Genomic DNA, 20,407 nt, shown 5'->3' with positions numbered 1-20,407 from the left:
CCGACGTCTGATAAAAAGTCAGTCGTGCAATGTGACGCTGATGTTGGGCATTGCGCAGGGCAGCGTCAATTGACGAAAACGGCTTTTGTTCGATAATCGAACGTAAAACTAACCAGTTCGTACACTTTATGTTGCTGTAGTATTTTGACAGGGAAATACTTTACTCGCACCTCTGAATAAGGCCGAGAAAGGCCATGAATGCGGTGCCATCCAGCGTGGCTGAAAAAAGTCGCGTTCATCCAGGAGCTGAAAAGCATGCAGCGTTCAATTGCCACCGTATCGTTGAGCGGTACTCTGCCGGAAAAGCTCGAAGCCATCGCCGCTGCCGGTTTTGATGGTGTCGAGATTTTCGAAAATGATCTTTTGTATTACGACGGCAGCCCTCGCAATGTCCGGCAGATGTGCGCCGACCTGGGGATTGCCATCACCCTGTTCCAGCCATTTCGTGATTTCGAAGGCTGTCGCCGTGATCGCCTGCAGCGCAACGTTGACCGTGCTGAGCGCAAGTTCGACTTGATGCAGGAACTCGGTACCGATCTGGTGCTGGTCTGCAGTAATGCGTCAGCCGATTCGGTGGGCGACGAAAATATTCTGCTCGATGACCTGAGCCTGCTGGCAGAGCGTGCCGGTGCGCGCGACCTGCGCATTGGTTACGAGGCGCTGGCGTGGGGGCGGCATGTCAATACCTGGCAGCAGGTCTGGAATCTGGTGCGACAGGTCGATCACCCGGCGTTGGGCGTTTTGCTCGACAGCTTCCATACCCTGTCGTTGAAGGGTGATCCAAGTGCTATTGCACAGATCCCCGGCGACAAGATTTTCTTCGTACAAATGGCCGATGCGCCAATCCTGGCCATGGATGTGCTGGAGTGGAGCCGCCATTTCCGCTGCTTCCCCGGCCAGGGCGAGTTCGACCTGGCCGGCTTCCTCGCGCCGATCCTGCGCAGTGGCTATACCGGGCCGCTATCGCTTGAAGTCTTCAATGATGGCTTTCGGGCCGCTCCGACCCGCGCCAACGCAGCCGACGGTTTGCGCTCGCTGCTGTATCTGGAAGAGCGGACCCGCCAGTTGCTGGCCCGTGAAGCCGAACCGTTGGCTTCGCAAATCCTGTTCAATCCGCCACCTGCCAGCGCCTATAACGGCGTCGAGTTTCTGGAATTCGCGGTGGACGAGAGCCATGCGGCCCGGTTGTCCGGCTGGCTGGAGCGGCTGGGCTTTGCCAGGCTGGGGCAGCACCGCTCCAAGGCCGTCAGCCTGTTGGGGCAGGGCGACATCAAGATCGTGTTGAACGCCGAGCCGTATTCCTTTGCGCACAGTTTTTTCGAGGCCCATGGTCCTTCGTTGTGCGCCACTGCCCTGCGAGTGGACGACGGCCATCAGGCGCTGGAGCGCGCCCGTGCGTTCAAGGGTCAGCCTTATCGCGGTCTGGTCGGGCCTAACGAACGGGAAATCCCCTCGGTCCGGGCACCCGACGGCAGCCTGATCTACCTGGTCGATAACGTGGCCCCGGGCGGCTCGATCTACGACAGTGACTTTGTCGTCAACCCGCAAGCGGCTGCCAAAGGTGGCTTGCAGCGTATCGATCACATGGCGATAGCACTGCCCGCCGACAGCCTCGACAGCTGGGTGCTGTTCTACAAAAGCATTCTGGATTTCGAGGCGGATGACGAAGTGGTGCTGCCCGATCCCTACGGTCTGGTCAAAAGCCGTGCGCTGCGCAGTCGTTGCAGTACCGTACGCCTGCCGCTGAATATTTCGGAGAACCGCAACACGGCGATTTCCCACGCACTGTCGAGTTATCGCGGCTCAGGCGTGCATCACATCGCTTTTTCCTGCGAAGACATTTTTGCTGAGGTCAGCCGCGCCAAAGAGGCGGGCGTACCGTTGTTGGATATCCCGCTCAACTATTACGACGACCTGGCAGCACGCTTCGATTTCGATGACGAGTTTCTCAGTGAGCTGGCCTACTACAACGTCCTGTATGACCGCGATGCGCAGGGCGGCGAGCTGTTCCACGTCTACACCGATGCGTTCGATGGCCGCTTTTTCTTCGAGATCCTGCAGCGCAAGAACGGATACGGCGGCTACGGTGCGGCGAACGTGCCGGTGCGTCTTGCCGCGATGGCCAAGGCGCGCAGTGTGGCAGTACGCCAGGCGCGACTCTGACCGCAAGGGGCTGCGGGCAACCGCAGCTTCCCTCTCTGTACTGTCAGCTTCATACTCGGCGCTTCACCCGTGGTCATGAGCCAATAATGAAAACAATTGACGACTCCGTTGCCCTCGAATCCGCCAGGTCGAAGCCTGCGCCCTCCGAGCCCGGCAAGTTGCCCGCCAAAGGTCGCAAGAATAATCCGGAAAAAACTCGCGAAGACATACTGCAGGCCGCCGTGGCCGAATTTGTCGCTCACGGGCTTTCAGGTGCACGTGTCGACGCGATCGCCGAGCGCACCAAAACCTCCAAACGGATGATTTATTATTACTTCGGCAGCAAGGAACAGTTGTATGTCGAGGTGCTGGAAAAGCTTTACGGTGCGATTCGCAACACCGAGAAAGACCTTAATCTGAATGAACTGGAGCCTGTAGACGCTATTCAGCGAGTCGTGGAGTTCACCTTCGATCACCACGACAACAATGTCGATTTCGTGCGCATCGTGTGCATCGAAAACATTCACTATGGCGAGAACGTCAAACAGTCCGACTCGATTCAGGCGCAGAGTCAGACCATCATTCAGGCGCTGGACAGCATTCTGCGTCGCGGGGAGTCCAGCGGGGTCTTCCGCGAGGGCGTGCACCCGGTGGACCTGCACCTGATGATCAGCTCGTTCTGCTTCTACCGTATATCCAACCGCCACACCTTCAGTGAGATCTTCCAGATCGAGCTGTGGAGCGAAGAGGTCAGACAGCGTCACAAGGCGATGATCTGTGACGCTGTGATGTGCTACCTCAAGTGCTGATGCCTACAGGCCGTGGAAGTGCGTCATCATGCGTGCGGCATCAGCCGACTGGCCGGTGAACAGCTCAAAAGCCTTCACGGCCTGAAAGACCGCCATGGTAGTACCGTCCAGCGTGCGGCAACCCAGCGCGCGGGCATGTTTGAGCAGTTCGGTTTCCAGCGGAAAGTAAATGATTTCCGCCACCCACAGCTCCGGGCGCAAGAGCTCTACGGGCAACGGCGTACCGGGCAGTTTGGTCATGCCCACAGGCGTGGTGTTGACCACGCCATCAGCTTCGGCCACTGCGCCAGGTAAATCGAGGCCGACCCGAGCCCGGCCAGCGCCGAAGTGATTGTTGAGGTTGTCGACCAGTCCTTGGGCCCGTAGCGGTTCGACTTCAAACACGCTCAGCTGCTCGACACCTGCGCTCAACAGTGCATGAGCCACTGCGGCACCCGCGCCACCCGCGCCCATTTGCACCACATGCCGACGAGATGCGTTATCCAGACCGCGCTGGAAACCTTCGGCGAACCCGAGGCAGTCCGTGTTATGACCGATGCGTTTGCCGTCCTTGAACACCACAGTGTTCACTGCGCCAATGCCGCGTGCTTCTTCAGAAAGTTCATCCAGTAGCGGGATGACGGCCTGTTTGCAGGGAAAGGTGATATTCAACCCGGTAAATCCGCAATGTTGCGCGCTTTCGAGCAGATGGGGCAGGGCGTTGATGTCGAGTTTCAGTGCATCGATATCAATCAGACGGTAGAGGTAGCGCATGCCTTGCGCATCGCCCTCGTGCTCGTGCAGCGCCGGGGTGCGCGAGGCTTGAATGCCAGAGCCGATCAGGCCAGCGAGTACGGATTTCTGTTCACTTTGATTCATTGGGTGTGTCTCTTGTTTTTGTGCCGATGCCCATTCACGGGCAGCTTTCGAGCAAAATGTACCAGACGGTTAAAAGTTCTGCAGTCCCTGAGAGGTCGGGCGTAGTGATGTTGTGCGGTGATCGCCCCAATCAGTGATAATCACCGACCCGCCGACTCCGGCGTATGAAAGTTTGAGCTCCCGCATGTCCGAATCTGTATTCAGCGCTGCGCAACAACAGGCCAGCACCCTGTACCTGCCGCCTGGCTCCTGGCCTACGGTGCTGGACTGTCTATGCGCGAAGTTTACGGCCATCAGCCGTGAACAATGGCTGGACCGTATCGCCCGTGGTCGGGTGCTGGACGCTGACGGTCAGGCCATATCGCCGGGCCTGGCTTATCGTGAAGGTTTGAAGATTCATTATTTTCGGGAAGTGCCCAACGAGACGCCCATCCCGGTGGTCGAGACAGTTCTGTACGCCGATGAGCATCTGGTGGTGGCCGACAAACCGCACTTTTTGCCCGTGACGCCCGCTGGCGAGTACGTCGAGCAAACGTTGCTGCGCCGCCTGATCCATCGTCTGGACAATCCTGATCTGGTGCCGCTGCACCGCATCGATCGGCACACAGCTGGGCTGGTGCTGTTTTCGGCCAACAAACAGAGCCGCTCTGCTTATCAGGCCCTGTTCCCGACACGCCGTATCGAGAAATTTTACGAAGCCATCGCACCCGCGTTGCCGACCCTGGAATTTCCGCGTGTGCATGAAAGTCGTCTGGTCGAAGGCGAACCGTTCTTTCGCATGCAGGAAGGCGCAGGTGCCAATAACACGAACACCCGCATCGAAGTGCTTGAGCGTAACGGGGCGCTGTGGCGTTACGGGCTATATCCGGTGACAGGCAAGAAGCATCAGTTGCGGGTGCACATGGCGGCCTTGGGCGCCGGGATTTGCAATGACCCGTTTTACCCGGAAGTGCTCAAGGATCCGGTCGACGATTATCAGCAGCCGTTGAAACTGCTTGCCAAAGGCTTGCGCTTTATTGACCCGCTGAATGGCGAGGCGCGTGAGTTTTACAGCAGATTGACGCTGGACTGGTAACAAAAAACCCGCACTTGGCGGGTTTTTCGTATCAGTTACACAACGTCTGGATCACAGATCCTTGACGGTACGTACCTGGTCCTTGTTGATGCGCGTTTGCTTGCCATCAAGCTGTTTGAATTCGTAGAAGCCAGAGTCTTCATCGTACTTTGGAGTGTCGACAGACTGGATCTCGCGACCATCATTCAAGGTGATCACAGTGGGCGATGCGCAGCCAGCGAGGGAGGCGATGCTCAATGCAAGCAGAAAGGCAGCGGAAAGTTGTTTCATTACTGTGTCTCCAGATGGATTCTTGATTACTGACCTTCAGACGTATACACCCGCAGCAAGTTCAATGACCAGTCACTTGCTTTGTCTGGCGCTGATCTGCGTCAACAGACAGGGTGTGTTCAGGTTGGCCAGTCGTGGATCGTCGCTTTCAAGGTGCAGGGCGACCGGTTGCAATGGGGCCATCGCCCGCCTTGGGCTGCGTTCGCCGCTCTGCCATGAGGCTTCCAGCGACGCAGCGTGGACGGTGGGGATAATACATAAAAGCGGTTGCCAATGTTCGCCTTCGCGCACCATGACGGGTTGATCCGGGTGCGCCAGTGCTTTTTCGCGTAACGCGCCCAGCAGCTTTGCGTCGATCAATGGCGCATCACACGGCAGAATCAGCAGCCAGTCATGTCGGGCCAAAGGCAAGGCAGCGCGGATGCCAGCCAGCGGACCATTGAAGTCGCTGTCATCGTCCTGAACCAGTCGATCGGCATAGCGCGCATAGTGGTCGAGGTTGCGATTGCAGGAAATTATCAGGTCATCGGTCATCGGGCGCGTCAGACGATGCAGGTGTTGAATCATCGGTTCGCCCTGCCATTCGATCAGTCCCTTGTCGCGGCCACCCATACGCTGACCACGGCCGCCTGCCAGCAGCAGAATAGAGCAGGGAGGCAACGCGATACTGGCATTCATGGACGACTCAACGGGCGGTGAAAAGGAGTGCTGTGATATAACACCGGCCTGTTCCCTTAACAACCGGATAGAGGCCATGAAAGCCAAGGCTGACACACCTTTTGTACCCCTGAACATCGCTGTATTGACGGTCAGCGACACCCGCACCCGTGAAACCGATACGTCTGGCCAGATGTTTGTCGACCGCCTGAGCGAAGCCGGCCACGGCCTGATCGAACGCGTTCTGCTCAAGGACGATCTGTACAAGATTCGCGCTCAGGTTGCGACCTGGATCGCCGACGACCAGGTGCAAGTGGTGTTGATCACCGGCGGCACGGGCTTTACCGGCCGTGACAGCACGCCTGAAGCAGTCGCTTGTCTGCTGGACAAACAGGTCGATGGCTTTGGCGAGCTGTTCCGGCAGATATCAGTGCCGGATATCGGCACCTCGACCATTCAGTCTCGCGCCCTGGCAGGGCTGTCCAATGGCACGCTGGTCTGCTGTCTGCCAGGCTCCACCAATGCCGTGCGTACGGCGTGGGACGGGATTCTCGCCCAGCAACTGGATTCGCGTTTCCGCCCCTGCAATTTCGTGCCGCACCTCAAGCAGGCCGAGCCCTGCGCGACCCGTGGTTGAGCCCATGAACAAGGTGCCCAAAGCCCTGCTGCCTGTCGAAGACGCCATCGCCCGGTTGCTGGCCATGGCGGAAGCTGCGCCCATTACCGATCGGCAGCGCGTTACGCTGGCTGAGGCTGAAGGTCGGGTGCTGGCCGTTGACCTGGTGTCGAACCTGGACCTGCCGCCCTGGCCCAATAGCGCAATGGATGGGTACGCGCTGCGCTTGTCGGACTGGACCGGTGAGCCCTTGCCGGTCAGCCAGCGCATATTTGCCGGGCAGGCGCCTGAGCCGCTGGCGCCTGGCACCTGCGCCCGGATCTTTACCGGCGCGCCGGTGCCAGAGGGCGCTGACTGCGTTGAAATGCAGGAAAACGCCGAGGTGCTGGCTGATCAGCGTGTCCGGTTCACCGAGCCCCTGAAGCCTGAACAGAACATCCGCCCTCAGGGGCAGGAGACCCGTACTGGCGATACGGTTCTGGCAGCAGGCACCCGCCTGGGTCCCATTGAACTGGGACTGGCGGCGTCGCTGGGTCTGGCCGAGCTGGACGTGATCCGCCGCGTGCGGGTCGCCGTATTGTCGACGGGTGACGAGTTGATCGAGCCGGGCCAGCCGCTGGGGCCGGGACAGATTTACAACAGCAATCGTGTGTTGCTGTGCAGCTGGTTGAAGCGCCTGCAATGTGAGGTGGTGGACGCCGGTATCCTGCCGGACGATCTGGCCCGGACCCGTGCGGCATTGGCGAGCCTGAACGACGTCGATCTGATTCTTTCCACCGGCGGTGTATCGGTGGGCGAAGCTGACTTTCTGGGGCACGCCCTGCGTGAAGAGGGCGAACTGACCCTCTGGAAACTGGCAATCAAGCCCGGCAAGCCGCTGACATTCGGGCATTTTCGTGGCGTACCGGTCATTGGTCTGCCAGGTAATCCCGCCTCCACGCTGGTGACTTTCGCTCTGCTGGCACGCGCTTACCTGCTGCGCCGTCAGGGTGTCATTGATGTCGCGCCGTTGCAATTTCCGGTGCGTGCAGGCTTTGTCTGGACCCGTCCTGGGAATCGTCGCGAATACCTTCGCGGTCGTATGGAGCAGGGCAGGGCAGTCGCCTATCGCAATCAGAGTTCGGGCGTTTTGCGCAGCGCTGCTTGGGCCGACGGCTTGATTGAAGTGCGAGAGGGCACAACCGTGGCAGAAGGTGACTGGGTCAACTTCATCCCGTTGAGCGAAGTGCTGGGTTGACGGCATTCGAATGGTCGGCTGATTCTGCATGAGCTACCCTCAGTAACGCTGACAAGCGGGCAACCTGTTTTCGCCCTGGAGTGTTGTTATGGCGTCACTGAGAGTGGCTTGTGTTATCCCGACCTACAACGGACGTAAGGACCTGGAGCGCCTGCTGGACTCTCTGGCCACGCAAACCGCGACGTTCGACACCCTGATCGTTGACTCCAGTTCATCTGACGGCACGCTGGAGCTGGCGCGCTCACGCTGCGCCCACGTCATGCGTATCGACAGCAAGGACTTCAATCACGGCGGCACCCGTCAGATGATGGTCGACCTGAATCCTGACTACGACGTCTACGTCTACATGACGCAGGATGCCTACGTTGAAGACATCGAGGCCATCGCCAACATCCTGCTGCCGTTCGCTGACCCCAAGGTAGGTGCGGTGTGCGGGCGTCAATTGCCGCACAAGAACGCCAGCCTGCTGGCGCAGCATGCGCGGTTGTTCAACTATCCACCGACCTCGCAGATCAAGACCCTGGACGACGCCGGAACGCTGGGCATCAAGACGCCTTTCATGTCCAATTCGTTCGCTGCTTATCGGGGCGAGGCGCTGGCGGCCATTGGTGGTTTTCCACGGCATGTGATCCTGTCTGAAGACATGTACGTCACTGCGAAAATGCTCATCGCGGGCTGGAAAGTGGTGTATGAGGGCTCTGCCGTCTGTCGTCATTCACATAACTACAGCCTGCGCGAAGAGTTCCGTCGGTACTTTGACATCGGCGTGTTTCAGTCCCGCGAGTCATGGATTTACGACACGTTTGGTGGAGTTGGCGGCGAAGGCATGCGTTACGTGAAGTCCGAACTGAAATTTCTGGGCACGAGGCGATTGCTGTGGTGGCCAATGTCGTTCATGCGCAACGCACTCAAGCTGGTGGCCTACAAACTTAGCAAGCAGGAAAAGCACCTGCCCAAAGGGCTCAAGAAAAAGCTCGGCATGTACAAACGCTATTGGGACAGTCCTTACGCCTGAGCCTGATGCCGCTCCGGTGCAGTGATATCCGGTAGGGCTCGCGTATGGGTGAGGTTTTGATATACAGAACGCTCAGGTCATTCATTCAGGTGCATTCGTGCGTCCCATGCACTTATACGCTGCCCAAATGTAAATTTTCCTGATGCATCGCTGTTTCTAAAATGGCAGGGTCCTCTCGTTCCGGATCCGCTCTTATGTCTTCTCTCGTCGCCTCGGGCCCAGCCCCGCAGACTGTTCCCGCCGCTGCCCCGGTTCCGGCCGCATTCGGCCTGCAGACGGTCATCGGCCTGGTGGGCGTGTTGCTGGCAGTCCTGGTTGCAGGCATCAATGAAGGCGTGACGCGCATCGCGATGGCCGACATACGCGGCGCGATGTTCGTTGGGGCCGATGAAGCCAGTTGGCTGATCGCCGCCTATTCGGCAACCTCGGTAGCTGCGATGGCCTTCGCGCCCTGGTTCGCTGTGACATTGTCACTGCGTCGCTTCACGCTCGGCGCTATCACCGCCTTCATTGTGCTCGGCCTGTTATGTCCGCTGGCGCCCACCTATCAAAGCCTGTTGGCGCTACGCATCCTGCAAGGCCTGGCCGCAGGTTGCCTGCCACCGATGTTGATGACTGTCGCGCTGCGCTTTTTGCCGCCCGGCATCAAACTCTATGGCTTGGCAGGGTATGCACTGACCGCCACCTTCGGCCCCAGTCTCGGTACACCGCTGGCAGCGCTGTGGACCGAGCATTTCAGTTGGCAGTGGACGTTCTGGCAGGTCATCCCGCCCTGTCTGGTGGCGATGATCGCTATCTCGCACGGCATTCCGCAAGACACGCTCAGGCTTGAGCGGTTTCGCCAGTTCAACTGGCGTGGCGTATTGCTGGGGCTGCCGGCAATCGTGGCGTTGGTCATCGGTATCTTGCAGGGCAATCGTCTGGACTGGTTCGAGTCCACGTTGATCTGCTGGTTATTGGCCGGTGGCCTGCTGTCAATGATCGCATTCATGGTCAACGAGTGGTTCACCCCGGTGCCGTTTTTCAAGCTGCAACTGTTGAGCAGCCGCAATCTGTCGCACGCCTTGCTGACGCTTGGGGGCGTGCTGGTGGTGCTGACCGCCGTGGCGTCGATTCCTTCGTCCTATCTGGCTCAGGTGCACGGCTATCGCCCACTGCAGACCGCGCCGCTGATGCTGATTGTCGCGTTGCCGCAACTGATCGCGCTGCCGCTGGTGGCGGCCCTGTGCAATATTCGCTGGATCGACTGCCGTTGGGTATTGGCGTTCGGGCTTGGCCTGCTGGCGCTTTACTGCGGCTTGGCCACACAGATGACGTCGGACTGGATTCGCGACAATTTCTACGGTCTTCAACTGCTGCAAATCATTGCTCAGCCCATGGCCGTGTTGCCGTTGCTGATGCAGGCGACAGGCGGAATCGCGCCGCCCGACGGGCCATTTGCGTCGTCGTGGTTCAACACTGTCCGTGGACTGGCATCGGTGGTCGCCACTGGTGTGCTCGAGGCACTGACCACCTCACGGCAGCACTTTCATTCCAACACGCTGGTGGACCGCCTTGGCAACTCACCCTGGCTGGCCGCCGAAGACACGGTCGCATCGTTGGCGCATCGGCTGCACGAGCAGGTCGTGGTGCTGACCAGTGCTGACCTCTACTACTGCATGGGCTGGCTTGCGGCCGCGCTGATTCTGTTGATTCCCCTGATGCCAACGCGGGTTTACCCGCCCCGGGCACTGCATTGAATTCCCCTATCGAGACCCGTTCATGAGCATGACCTCAAAACAGATTCTGGCCGTGTGCGGCGGTGCCATCGTGCTCGCTGGCCTGGGCATTTATTTCCTGACCAGTGACAGCACCCGGCAGACCACCAACGACGCCTTCGTTACTGCAGATTATTCAGTGGTTGCGCCGAAGGTTTCCGGGTTCATCCGCGAAGTAGTGGTGGAAGACAATCAGACTGTCAAAGCTGGACAGCTGTTGGCGGTGATCGATGACCGAGACCTGCAGACTGCGCTGACCTCTGCTGAAGCCGGTGTGCTGTCTGCTGCGGCGGAGCTTGAGCAGATCATTGCCCTGCAGCAGCGCCAGGTATCTGTGATCGCCCAGTCCCAGGCAGCGCTGACCGCCAGCCAGGCTGCGGTCAAGTTTGCCGAGCAGGAGCGTAATCGTTATGAACATCTGGCCGGCGCTGGTGCGGGAACGGTACAGAACGCGCAACAGGCGCGTAACCGCATCGATACGGCCACTGCGCAGCTCGCGAGTGCCAACGCCTCGTTGGCGGCCGAACGCAAGCAGGTTGATATTCTGGCGGCCCGCCAGCACAGCGCCGAAGCTGGCTTGAAGCATGCGCAGGCGTCCCTGGATCAGGCCCGCTTGCAGGTGTCCTACACACGCATCGAGGCACCCGTCGATGGCGTGGTTGGGGAGCGCGCGGTGCGCGTCGGTAACTTCGTTGTGCCCGGCAGCAAACTGCTGTCGGTTGTGCCATTGCAGCAGGCGTATGTGGTGGCCAATTTTCAGGAAAACCAGTTGACTCATGTCTCCGTGGGGCAGGAGGTGGAAGTACGGGTCGATACCTACCCGGGCGAAGTCCTCAACGCTCATGTGCAAAGTATCGCCCCGGCAACAGGTGTGACCTTTGCCGCCATTCGTCCTGACAACGCCACGGGTAACTTCACCAAAGTCGTGCAGCGTATTCCGGTGAAAATTGTGCTGGACCCTGGGCAGCCGCTATCCAGTCGCCTGCGCGCAGGTATGTCGGTCGAAGCCAGCATCGACACGCAGGCGGTATCCAGTCAACAGAGTGCGGGTGCTTTATGAACCGTGCGTCAGTGTTGAGTGGCCTGTGCCTTGCCCTGGCAGCGGCGTTGTCGGGATGTCAGGTAGGGCAGGACTTTCAACGACCTCAAGGCAACGAAGTGGAGTGGTTGCCTGTTCGAGGAGAGCAGGCAGTCAGTCATGTTAATACCACCCCTATCGGTGTGCGTTGGTGGGACATCTTCAAGGACGCCGAGCTGTCATCATTGATTGATCATGCGTCGGCTTCGAACATCAGCGTTAAAATCGCTGCCACGCGGTTGGCGCAAAGTCAGGCAGCTCGAGAAGTGGTCACCGGCGAGCAGTTGCCTCGGGTTTCGGGTGATGTAGCGTATCGACGCAAGCGCAACAGCGCCGAAGGCTTGAGTGATCCGTCCGGCAATCAGGGCAGGGCCGCGTTCAATCAGTGGGACGGCGGTCTGACGGCGAGTTGGGAGCTGGACCTGTGGGGGCGCGTCGAGCGCGAGGTCGAAGCAGCGAATGCCAATGTTGATGTGGCGGAGAGCGAGCGGCGCGCAGCGCTTCTGTCGTTACAGGCTGAGGTGGCGCGTGACTACCTGCAACTGCGTGGTGTGCAGGCTGTACTGAAAGTGACGCGGCAGAATCTGCAATTGTCTCGCAACAGTCTCGAGCTGTCGCAGGTCAGGCAGGGCAGCGGTGTCGCCACCAATCTGGACGTCGCCGGCGCGGCGGCGCAGGTGGCTGCGGTTGAGTCACGCTTGCCTGTGCTCGAACAACGTCAGGCCCAGTTGATCAACGCGTTGGGGCTGTTGCTTGCCCAGACCCCGAGAGCATTGCAGGCCGAGCTTGAGAAATCGGCGCAGCCCATCGCGCTGCCTGCCACCGTGCCGGTGGGTCTGCCATCCGAGCTGGCGCAACGCCGTCCGGACATTCGCCGCGCCGAGGCGCGTCTGCATGCAGCAACGGCGAGCATTGGTGTAGCCGAGGGTGATTTCTATCCACGAATCGTGCTGTCTGGCAACGTCGGTTTTCAAGCCCTGCAACTGGCCGACTTTGGCAGCTGGGGCTCCCGTCAATTCGGCATAGGCCCACAATTGAGTTTGCCGATATTTGAGGGCGGGCGTCTGCGCGGCATGCTGAATCTGCGCGAGGCTCAGGGTCAGGAAGCGGCTTTGGCGTATCAACAGACGGTGCTGCAAGCCTGGCAGGAAATCGATGACAGCATGAGCCTTTACAACGCCAGCCAGTTGCAACAGCGCAAACTGGACGAGGCCGTAAGACAGAACCGTATTGCCCTGGATACCGCCAAACTTCAATACGTGGAAGGCGTTGTGGACTTTCTCAACGTGCTTACAGTACAGCGCACATTGCTGGACGTCGAAGAGCAGTGGGTACAAAGTTCTACCACCCAGGCCCAGGCGCTTGTGGGCCTGTATACGTCCCTGGGTGGTAGCTGGTAGGTCAGGTTCTGGCTGCCTCTTCGTCCAGACGGTCCGCTTCGAACAACTGAGCGAGATCTGCCCTGGCTTCACGGGCGGTTTGCAGCACCTTCGCCTCGTCGTCATACACTTCGTGCTGCGCGGCCAGCACTTGTTCATCGTGACGCTTGAAGCGGCTGATTCGTGCATTGGCCTGGGTTTCACTCAGGCCGAGCCCCATCAACGTCTGACGCGACATTTCCAGGCTTGAATAGAAAGTTTCGCGCACCGCGTGAGCACCAACGTCCATCAACCGGTGAACGTGCTGCCGGTTGCGAGCGCGGGCGATGATTTTCATGTGCGGATACAACTTGCGAATCAGCTCTGCGGTTTTGATATTGGTGTCCGGGTCGTCGGTCGCAATGATGAAAAACTCTGCCTCATTCACTTTGGCTGCGCGCAGGATTTCCGGGCGCAACGGATCGCCGTAAAACACCGGCACATTGCCGAAGCTGCGGGAGAACTCGATCGACTCCACGGCTGTGTCCAGCGCAATGAACGGGATCTTCTGCGCCCGCAGGATTCGCGCCACGATCTGACCCATACGGCCCATCCCGGCAATCACCACGCGCGGCTTGTCGGTCTGGATGTCGCGGTACTCATCCGGTACGTTGACCGGTTTGGCTTTGGGTTTGATCCAACGCGCCAACGCAATGAACAGCAGGGGTGTGATCGCCATCGACAGGGTGATGGTCAGCACCAGCATGTCATACAGGCCTGCGTCGAACAGACCTTGTGCACTGCCTATCTTGAACACCACGAATGCAAACTCGCCTCCTGCGGCCAGTACCAGGCCGAGTTGCAGAGCGCTGCGGCTGTTGAGACCGCCTGCGGTACGACCAATGACAAACAGCAACGGCAATTTGATACCGATCAGCAGTACGGTCAGCCCTAGTACGACCAGCGGTGCACTGAACAACAGGCTGATGTTCGCACCCATCCCCACACTGATAAAAAACAGGCCCAGCAGCAAGCCTTTGAAAGGTTCGATCTGGGCCTCCAGCTCGTGTCTGTATTCCGAGTCAGCCAGCAGCAAGCCCGCAAGAAACGCCCCGAGCGCCATCGAGACACCCACTAGCTCCATCAGCCAGGCGGTGCCTATGACCACGAGCAAGGCGGTGGCCGTGGACACTTCCTGAATGCGGGTCTTGGCCACAATGCGAAACACCGGACGCAGCAGATAACGGCCACCGACCACTACAATGGCGATGCTGCCCAACACCATCAAGCCATGGTGAACACTGTCCTGGGTATCCGATGTGTGATCTGCGCCCGCAAGGAAGGGCACCAGGGCAATCAGCGGAATGGCCGCGATGTCCTGAAACAAGAGAATAGCGAACGCCATACGCCCGTGTGGGCTGTTCAGCTCCTTGCGTTCTGCAAGGCTTTGCAGGCCAAAGGCGGTGGAAGACAGCGCCAGGCCGAGCCCCAGAACAATTGCGGTATTCATTGACTGACCAAACACCAGCAGAGCGACAGCACCAATTACCAGCCCGGTCAGCAGCACTTGAGCCATGCCCACGCCAAACACCGATTTGCGCATCACCCACAAGCGTTTGGGCGACAACTCAAGGCCAATGATAAACAGCAGTAATACCACCCCAAGTTCGGAGATATGGCTGACACTCTCCGTATCTCCTATCAACCCCAGCACAGATGGGCCAATGATCACTCCGGCGAACAAATAGCCGATGACGGCACCCAGTTTCAGGCGTTTGGCCAGCGGAACGGCCAGAACGGCGGCTAACAGAAATACCACTGCGACCTGCAGCAGGCTGCCTTCGTGGGGCATGTGAAACTCCTTGAAAAATGACCGGAAACGATTTGAAACAGGCTGGCATTAAAACACGTGAGTTTTGCACGACAACGTTCAATCCGGCATGACGACCATCAACAGGATTGATGAGTGACGCATAGGGTAGGGGTTTGACGCAGACGGGACGATGTCATCGGCGGTGCATCAGCGTAAGATGTTCGCGCATTTGCGCAGCACCGATGCCGCTCATGAAGAACTCAGGAAACCGTTATGACCAACAAACAGCGTTTGATGTATTCGATTCTGATCGCCCTGTCTGTTCTGGCAATCATGCTGGGCTTGTCGCACCTGCAGAACACTGGTGCGATCACTGAAAAGACGTTCCAGTACATCGCTATCAGCGTTGCAGTCCTGGTGGTCGTTCTCAATGGGGTCATGCGACGCAAGGTCAAGCGCTAAGCCTCCAATGAGCGACAGGCTGTCGCTTGACTCCGATGATGACCCGGTTATTCAGTCTGGCCTTTGCCTGACTCACCCAGCCACTGGATCGCGCGTGAGTGCAGGCTGTAGGTCTTGTCGTCATTCAGGTGGATAACGCCTTCGTCACACAATCGTTTGAGCACTTCGCGCACGCTCAGAAATGAAAGCGGCACATCAAGTTTCACAAGTTGGCTGTGTACGCCTCGAACGCCAAGTGATTGACCGCTTTCGCTGGAGACCAGTAGCGCGTCGAGCACTTTGAGCCTGACCAGGCTGGTGCGCAGGCCAAAGCTTTTCAGCAGTAATCTGATGTGTTCGTTGCCGGGCCGCTCGGGCTCCGTGGCAGACGATTGTGCCTGAGCAGCAATCGACGTCTGCCTGAGCATCGTACGGGTAGTGATTCCTTGACGATTGAACATGCGCAACCTCCTTTTCAGGCCTTTTGAACGGGTCTCTCCTGTATAAGACGAACGAGCGACGCAAAATCTCAGGGCTGAAGGGAAATAAATCCTGATTCGTCCGTGCATTACATGCGAAACGCCAGTTCGATCCGCGCTGACAGAGAGTTGGATTGCGAAAGTTTCGCCAGAGCACGCAGTGTAGCGATCATTTCTGAGTGAGGTCGGGACGTGCCTTGGCAGAGCTGGTCTGTCTTTCTGGTTCAGCTCGCCTCGATGGCCATGGTCAGCGAGCGTGTCTTTATGCGGCCCGACAACGATCGTGTTGCCTGTGCAGCAAGCTCGATTCAGCCGATATAGCTCACGATTCGGACTGCCAGGGCTGTAAAGGCAGCTGCGGCTGCTATGTGGACCCAACTGTACGTTCGACGACGCTGATAGGGTTCAGGCTCCGGTGTGCTGACGATTCTCGCTGTGCACGGCTGCGGGTTTACCGGTTCCACTTCCCCGGAGAGTTCCCAGATTTCCTGCATTGCCTGAAACTCGGCAGCGTGCAGCGGATGGGCGTTCAGCCATTGTTCGAGCTGGTTTTTTTCAGCGGGCGAGCAATCTTCAGCGTGCAGTCGCATGCACCAATGCGCTGCGGCTTCGGTGATCTGGTCATGCTCTGCTTCGCTGGCAATAGGAACGTTCATGGGCTCTCCGGTGTGTACCGTGCGCGCATTCTACCCTTTGATCCTGTCAGGAGAGAACATGAGATGGCCATTGCCTATCATCCGGATATGTTTCTCGACGTGAGCGAGTCCCTCTCAAAGGGAACGCGTGCTACGAGAGTTTCTATGTGCCCTTGGCAGCGCTATTCTCCGATGCTGTGATCGCAGCGCTTGCGCTCTTCAATGACTTCGGAGCTTTAGATGCACGACTCCCCGCCTGACGTCCCGGCTGAAAGTATCTCCTTTCAGCAGCTATCAGACCTGCTTGAGCAGATATTCCTGGCTCACGGCACATCACCGGACGTGGCCAAAGCCCTGGCTGAAAACTGCGCCAGTGCCGAGCGCGACGGTTCGCACAGCCACGGGATCTTCCGTATACCGGGCTATCTGTCATCGTTGGCCAGCGGCTGGGTCGATGGCAAAGCAGTGCCAATCGTTGAGGATGTCGGAGCTGCCTTTGTAAGGGTAGACGCTGCGAGAGGGTTTGCTCAGCCAGCTCTGGCAGCCGCCAAGCCGTTGCTCATCGAAAAGGCCCGCAGCGCTGGCATTGCTGTTCTGGCAATTCGCAATTCACACCACTTTGCTGCGCTCTGGCCGGACGTCGAACCGTTCGCGCAGCAAGGGCTGGTGGCGTTGAGCATGGTCAACAGCATGACTTGCGTCGTGCCGCATGGCGCGCAAAAGCCGCTTTTCGGGACTAACCCCATCGCCTTTGCGGCACCGCGTGCTGAGGGTGAACCTATCGTGTTCGACCTGGCGACCAGTGCCATTGCACATGGCGATGTGCAGATCGCAGCGCGTGAAGGACGCTTGTTGCCCGAAGGGATGGGCGTGGACAGCAACGGGCAGCCGACATGCGACCCTTCAGCGATCCTCAAGGGTGGGGCCTTGTTACCATTTGGCGGCCACAAAGGTTCGGCGTTGTCGATGATGGTCGAGTTGTTGGCAGCCGGGCTTACCGGCGGAAATTTTTCTTTCGAGTTCAGTTGGGCTGAACACCCCGGCGCACAGACGCCCTGGACGGGGCAGGTATTGATCGTCATTGATCCCGATAAAGGCAGTGGGCAGCAGTTTGCGCAGCGCAGCGAAGAGCTGATGCGTCAGCTTCAGGGAGCAGGGCAGGAGCGTATGCCCGGCGACCGCCGCTACGTCGAACGTGCAAAATCCCTTGCCCATGGAATCCCTGTTGCAGCGCGCGACCTGACGCGCTTGCGGGAGCTTGCAAAGGGCTGACCGCTGACAATTGGGCGACCATTCGTCGAGATCAGACTTGCATCCGCGCCTCGATCTAAATACTGTATACATGAACAGTATCGAAGAAAGAGGTGTGTCATGTCCTTGAAGTCATCGCAAAAACCGGTCGCTCATCAGCTTCATGCATCTACGTCCCTGAACGAGATGCAGCGTGAGGATTTTCTTGCGCTTGCTGCGGCGCTGCGCCAGTTCAACGCTTATGAGGCCCAAGTATCGCTGGTAGTCGCCGCTGCCCAGGCAGGCGGCGAATACCGCGGGAATCGTATTGCCGAGTAATGGTAATAACCCTGCGTAAGCGCGTAATCGGGCGTATCGTAATGGATGTGACTTTTGCTCAGGTGCATCCATATGAACGATTTCGGCGCACGTTTGAGAGAAGAGCGCTGTGCCATGGGGCTTTCTCAGCAAAAATTTGCAGAAATAGGTGGAGTGGAAGCAAACGCCCAGGCCAAGTATGAGCATGGCAAACGCACGCCGCGCTCCACGTATCTGGTAGCGCTGGGTGAAAAGGGGGTCGACATATTCTATTTATTGTCCGGAACCCGACTGCCTGTGGGGCTCGACTCGCTCTCACCGGGCGAGAGGGAAATCGTCCAGCGGTTCAGGCTGCTGAATGAAGTCGATCAACATACGATCAGTCAGTTGGCGCTCTCTCTATGCAGGCGCTCCGGCTGAGTACGGTCACCAGGCCGGCCGACACCGTTGATTTTGAGTATACGAAACGTATATGCTTCGTATATTAAAGTTGAGGTGGATCATGGGCCTGGTAAAAATCTCCGAACAAATGCACGGCAATTTGCGCAGCGCCAGCGTGGCGCTCAGCCGCTCTATCAATGCGCAGGCAGAGCACTGGATGCGTATCGGCATGCTCGCCGAACTGCACCCGACTCTTGATTACAGCGAGATCTGCCAGATGTTGATACGCGTGGAAGATGCTGGCGGTGCCACCTTGGCGACTCAATCCTTTACGGTATCCGAACTCACGAAGGCCGCCTCATGAGCAGCGCTATCAGCATCAAGACTGAGCAGGATCTGGTTCATTTGCGAATCGCAGGAAGGCTGGCAGCGGACGTGCTTGCCATGATCACGCCTTACGTCAAGGCTGGCGTCAGCACTGAAGCGCTGGATGATATCTGCAATGAATACATCGTCAAGGAGCTCAAGGTGATCCCGGCCAACGTGGGCTATCACGGCTTCACCAAGACGACCTGCATTTCTCCAAACGCGGTGGTTTGCCATGGCATTCCTTCGGCGTCAGATATCCTCAAGGAAGGCGATATCGTCAATATCGACGTAGCGGTCATCAAGGATGGCTGGTATGGCGACACCAGCCGAATGTATCTGGTAGGTGAGGTCAGTCCGCTGGCCAAACGACTGGTCGACACCACATATGAAGCGACGCGCGCTGGCATACACGCGGTGCGTCCCGGCGCGACGCTGGGTGATATGGGGTACGCGATCCAGAGCGTGGCCCACCGGGAAGGTTTCAGTGTCGTGCGTGAGTACTGCGGGCATGGGATTGGCCGCAAGTATCACGAAGAGCCTCAGGTGTTGCACTACGGCGCGCAGGGCAAGGGGCTGAAGTTGAAGGAGGGCATGGTGTTCACCATTGAGCCTATGATCAACGCGGGCAAGGCGGGCACCAGGACATTGCCGGATGGATGGACTGTCCTGACCAGCGATCTGTCACTCTCGGCGCAGTGGGAGCACATGGTGGCAGTGACCTCGACCGGCTTTGAGCTGCTCACCCCATGGCCTGACGGGACGGGCGATTATCCCGCCATCTGAACCCACTATGGTTTATCGCGAGCTTGCAAAAACGGCCTCATAAGAGGCCGTTCTTTGGAGTGGACAAACAGCAGGAATGACTTTTTACACCTGAGCGGGCAGGGAAGATTGCCTCCAGTGCACGCCGGTCACGCCTGCATGCTGAGCCTGCAACGTCGCCATGCGTATCGGTCGAGCCGCAATAGAGTCACTGATCACTCCCACTCCAGCGTGCAATATCGCGCAATGCAAAGCATCACTTTGGCAAAACTGCGGCGCCTTGTAGAGAAAGCATCGGGTTTCGCCCTTGAACTGATAGTGAACCTCAAATTCCATTTGATTATTCATCGTTATCTGCCTGAAAGCGTAGCGATACGCCGTCTTAAAATGAGTACGGAAGGGTACTGGGCGACACTGATCGGTCAATCGCTGAGTCGCTGATTCATTTCGAGATCGTTACAGGCTGATACCGCTGAAAGCAGCTGTAATCGGACTACTGTCTCGGGAAATTACCGCCCAATCATCACACCGTTCCGCGCAGTCGTGAACAGCTGTCCGATGAGTGGCCGAGCGCCATTTTTGCGTGTTGCAGCTGGCGCCTTGATTGCTCGGGCAGACTGTTTTCAGGTGCAAGGGCGCTTGATGTAGCAGGTAGCCGATCCACTTGCCATCGGTACTCTATTCATGTCACGTAGCGTTGTTTCGGCAATCAGTTCGAGTCGGATATCGGGAAAGGTACTGAGAGCAGCGTGATGCTCGCTGGCAGCACCACCACCACCAGGGCCGCGCTGAGCGGCACGGTCGCCTCAGAGTTCGCGAAAGTTGGCATTGATCACATTTTTCCCGAGAGGCTGTGCATTGAGGCTGAGTGCTTTAACCGATCTATATTTCAGCCAGAAACAAGCGAAGGGCTGCGCCGTTTTCTGGACCGGAATCACCCGGACAGAACGGCTGAATCACCGGCTCTGACCCCTGGGCTGGTCCGTGACGTAGGAGGCGGTGAGGCGAGCGGATAGTCAGGCTGGCGACCGCCGCACACACACACACATGGCCCGGATTTATACCTGTTCGACGTGGGTTGAGCCCTTTTTGTGATGTGCGGGCTCA

22 protein-coding genes are annotated in these 20,407 nt (G+C 58.3%); 15 read left to right on the top strand and 7 right to left on the bottom strand.

From position 1 onward, the window contains the following. The first annotated feature begins 255 nt into the window (after positions 1–255). Together quiC and KDX37_RS08135 are read left to right on the top strand one after the other, a co-directional pair. Complete coding sequence (gene quiC, locus KDX37_RS08140; RefSeq protein WP_231652163.1) at positions 256–2,163, top strand: 3-dehydroshikimate dehydratase QuiC; 1,908 nt, start codon at positions 256–258, stop codon at positions 2,161–2,163. 86 nt (positions 2,164–2,249) lie between these two features. Beyond that, complete coding sequence (locus KDX37_RS08135) at positions 2,250–2,951, top strand: TetR/AcrR family transcriptional regulator (RefSeq protein ID WP_231652162.1); 702 nt, start codon at positions 2,250–2,252, stop codon at positions 2,949–2,951. Between the two features lie 3 nt (positions 2,952–2,954). Here the strand turns inward: KDX37_RS08135 and KDX37_RS08130 are convergent, their stop codons facing one another. Next, the gene (locus KDX37_RS08130) at positions 2,955–3,809 is read right to left on the bottom strand and encodes a shikimate dehydrogenase (protein ID WP_231652161.1); all 855 of its coding nucleotides are present in this window, start codon (positions 3,807–3,809) and stop codon (positions 2,955–2,957) included. Positions 3,810–3,993: 184 nt separating this feature from the next. Here KDX37_RS08130 and KDX37_RS08125 point away from each other — a divergent pair, with 184 nt between their 5' ends. Then, positions 3,994–4,884, top strand: a complete 891-nt coding sequence (locus KDX37_RS08125) for a pseudouridine synthase (protein WP_231652160.1) — start codon at positions 3,994–3,996, stop codon at positions 4,882–4,884. A 51-nt stretch (positions 4,885–4,935) separates the two neighbouring features. Here KDX37_RS08125 and KDX37_RS08120 read toward each other — a convergent pair whose 3' ends face one another. Both KDX37_RS08120 and mobA read right to left on the bottom strand, forming a co-directional pair. Continuing rightward, on the bottom strand, positions 4,936–5,154 hold the full coding sequence (locus tag KDX37_RS08120; protein WP_231652159.1) for a YgdI/YgdR family lipoprotein: 219 nt from the start codon (positions 5,152–5,154) through the stop codon (positions 4,936–4,938). 72 nt (positions 5,155–5,226) lie between these two features. Then, complete coding sequence (mobA, locus tag KDX37_RS08115) at positions 5,227–5,832, bottom strand: molybdenum cofactor guanylyltransferase MobA (protein WP_231652158.1); 606 nt, start codon at positions 5,830–5,832, stop codon at positions 5,227–5,229. A 76-nt stretch (positions 5,833–5,908) separates the two neighbouring features. Between mobA and moaB the strand changes: the two genes are divergently transcribed. The 6 genes from moaB (at position 5,909) to KDX37_RS08085 (ending at position 12,914) form a co-directional block, all read left to right on the top strand. Beyond that, positions 5,909–6,448, top strand: coding sequence for a molybdenum cofactor biosynthesis protein B (gene moaB / locus KDX37_RS08110; RefSeq protein ID WP_231652157.1), 540 nt, complete (start codon positions 5,909–5,911; stop codon positions 6,446–6,448). Positions 6,449–6,452: 4 nt separating this feature from the next. After that, positions 6,453–7,664, top strand: coding sequence for a molybdopterin molybdotransferase MoeA (locus KDX37_RS08105; protein ID WP_231652156.1), 1,212 nt, complete (start codon positions 6,453–6,455; stop codon positions 7,662–7,664). A gap of 88 nt (positions 7,665–7,752) precedes the next feature. After that, entirely contained in the window at positions 7,753–8,679 is a 927-nt protein-coding gene (locus tag KDX37_RS08100; RefSeq protein WP_231652155.1) for a glycosyltransferase family 2 protein, read from the top strand. A 194-nt stretch (positions 8,680–8,873) separates the two neighbouring features. Further along, a complete protein-coding gene (locus tag KDX37_RS08095; RefSeq protein WP_231652154.1) occupies positions 8,874–10,418 on the top strand; it encodes an MFS transporter in 1,545 nt (514 codons plus the stop codon). 28 nt (positions 10,419–10,446) lie between these two features. Then, entirely contained in the window at positions 10,447–11,496 is a 1,050-nt protein-coding gene (locus tag KDX37_RS08090) for an HlyD family secretion protein (RefSeq protein WP_406641753.1), read from the top strand. Continuing rightward, positions 11,493–12,914: an efflux transporter outer membrane subunit gene (locus KDX37_RS08085; RefSeq protein ID WP_231652152.1), complete on the top strand. Its 1,422-nt coding sequence runs from the start codon at positions 11,493–11,495 to the stop codon at positions 12,912–12,914. Before KDX37_RS08090 ends, KDX37_RS08085 begins: the two co-directional genes overlap by 4 nt. Position 12,915: 1 nt before the next feature. Here KDX37_RS08085 and KDX37_RS08080 read toward each other — a convergent pair whose 3' ends face one another. After that, positions 12,916–14,724, bottom strand: coding sequence for a monovalent cation:proton antiporter-2 (CPA2) family protein (locus KDX37_RS08080; RefSeq protein WP_231652151.1), 1,809 nt, complete (start codon positions 14,722–14,724; stop codon positions 12,916–12,918). Positions 14,725–14,958: 234 nt separating this feature from the next. Here KDX37_RS08080 and KDX37_RS08075 point away from each other — a divergent pair, with 234 nt between their 5' ends. Beyond that, complete coding sequence (locus KDX37_RS08075) at positions 14,959–15,147, top strand: hypothetical protein (RefSeq protein WP_231652150.1); 189 nt, start codon at positions 14,959–14,961, stop codon at positions 15,145–15,147. A gap of 47 nt (positions 15,148–15,194) precedes the next feature. Here KDX37_RS08075 and KDX37_RS08070 read toward each other — a convergent pair whose 3' ends face one another. Beyond that, on the bottom strand, positions 15,195–15,587 hold the full coding sequence (locus KDX37_RS08070; protein ID WP_231652149.1) for a Fe2+/Zn2+ uptake regulation protein: 393 nt from the start codon (positions 15,585–15,587) through the stop codon (positions 15,195–15,197). Between the two features lie 326 nt (positions 15,588–15,913). Next, positions 15,914–16,261 carry a FecR/PupR family sigma factor regulator gene (locus tag KDX37_RS08065; RefSeq protein ID WP_231652148.1) on the bottom strand — a complete coding sequence of 116 codons (348 nt, stop codon included), beginning with the start codon at positions 16,259–16,261 and terminating at the stop codon, positions 15,914–15,916. A gap of 219 nt (positions 16,262–16,480) precedes the next feature. Between KDX37_RS08065 and KDX37_RS08060 the strand changes: the two genes are divergently transcribed. The 5 genes from KDX37_RS08060 (at position 16,481) to map (ending at position 19,321) form a co-directional block, all read left to right on the top strand. Beyond that, on the top strand, positions 16,481–17,512 hold the full coding sequence (locus KDX37_RS08060) for an Ldh family oxidoreductase (protein WP_231652147.1): 1,032 nt from the start codon (positions 16,481–16,483) through the stop codon (positions 17,510–17,512). 99 nt (positions 17,513–17,611) lie between these two features. Further along, the gene (locus KDX37_RS08055) at positions 17,612–17,809 is read left to right on the top strand and encodes a hypothetical protein (protein ID WP_231652146.1); all 198 of its coding nucleotides are present in this window, start codon (positions 17,612–17,614) and stop codon (positions 17,807–17,809) included. 72 nt (positions 17,810–17,881) lie between these two features. Beyond that, the gene (locus KDX37_RS08050) at positions 17,882–18,208 is read left to right on the top strand and encodes a helix-turn-helix domain-containing protein (RefSeq protein WP_231652145.1); all 327 of its coding nucleotides are present in this window, start codon (positions 17,882–17,884) and stop codon (positions 18,206–18,208) included. 82 nt (positions 18,209–18,290) lie between these two features. Next, on the top strand, positions 18,291–18,533 hold the full coding sequence (locus KDX37_RS08045; RefSeq protein WP_231652144.1) for a ParD-like family protein: 243 nt from the start codon (positions 18,291–18,293) through the stop codon (positions 18,531–18,533). Next, complete coding sequence (map, locus tag KDX37_RS08040) at positions 18,530–19,321, top strand: type I methionyl aminopeptidase (RefSeq protein WP_231652143.1); 792 nt, start codon at positions 18,530–18,532, stop codon at positions 19,319–19,321. The genes KDX37_RS08045 and map overlap by 4 nt, the downstream gene beginning before the upstream one ends. A gap of 84 nt (positions 19,322–19,405) precedes the next feature. Here map and KDX37_RS08035 read toward each other — a convergent pair whose 3' ends face one another. Further along, positions 19,406–19,648 carry a DUF6555 family protein gene (locus KDX37_RS08035; RefSeq protein ID WP_231652142.1) on the bottom strand — a complete coding sequence of 81 codons (243 nt, stop codon included), beginning with the start codon at positions 19,646–19,648 and terminating at the stop codon, positions 19,406–19,408. Positions 19,649–20,407: the final 759 nt, after the last annotated feature.

This window comes from Pseudomonas californiensis (assembly GCF_021147775.1).
Lineage (GTDB): Bacteria > Pseudomonadota > Gammaproteobacteria > Pseudomonadales > Pseudomonadaceae > Aquipseudomonas > Aquipseudomonas californiensis.
The sequence above is the reverse complement of the archived record's forward strand: the minus strand, read 5'-3'. Positions and strand labels throughout refer to the sequence as shown.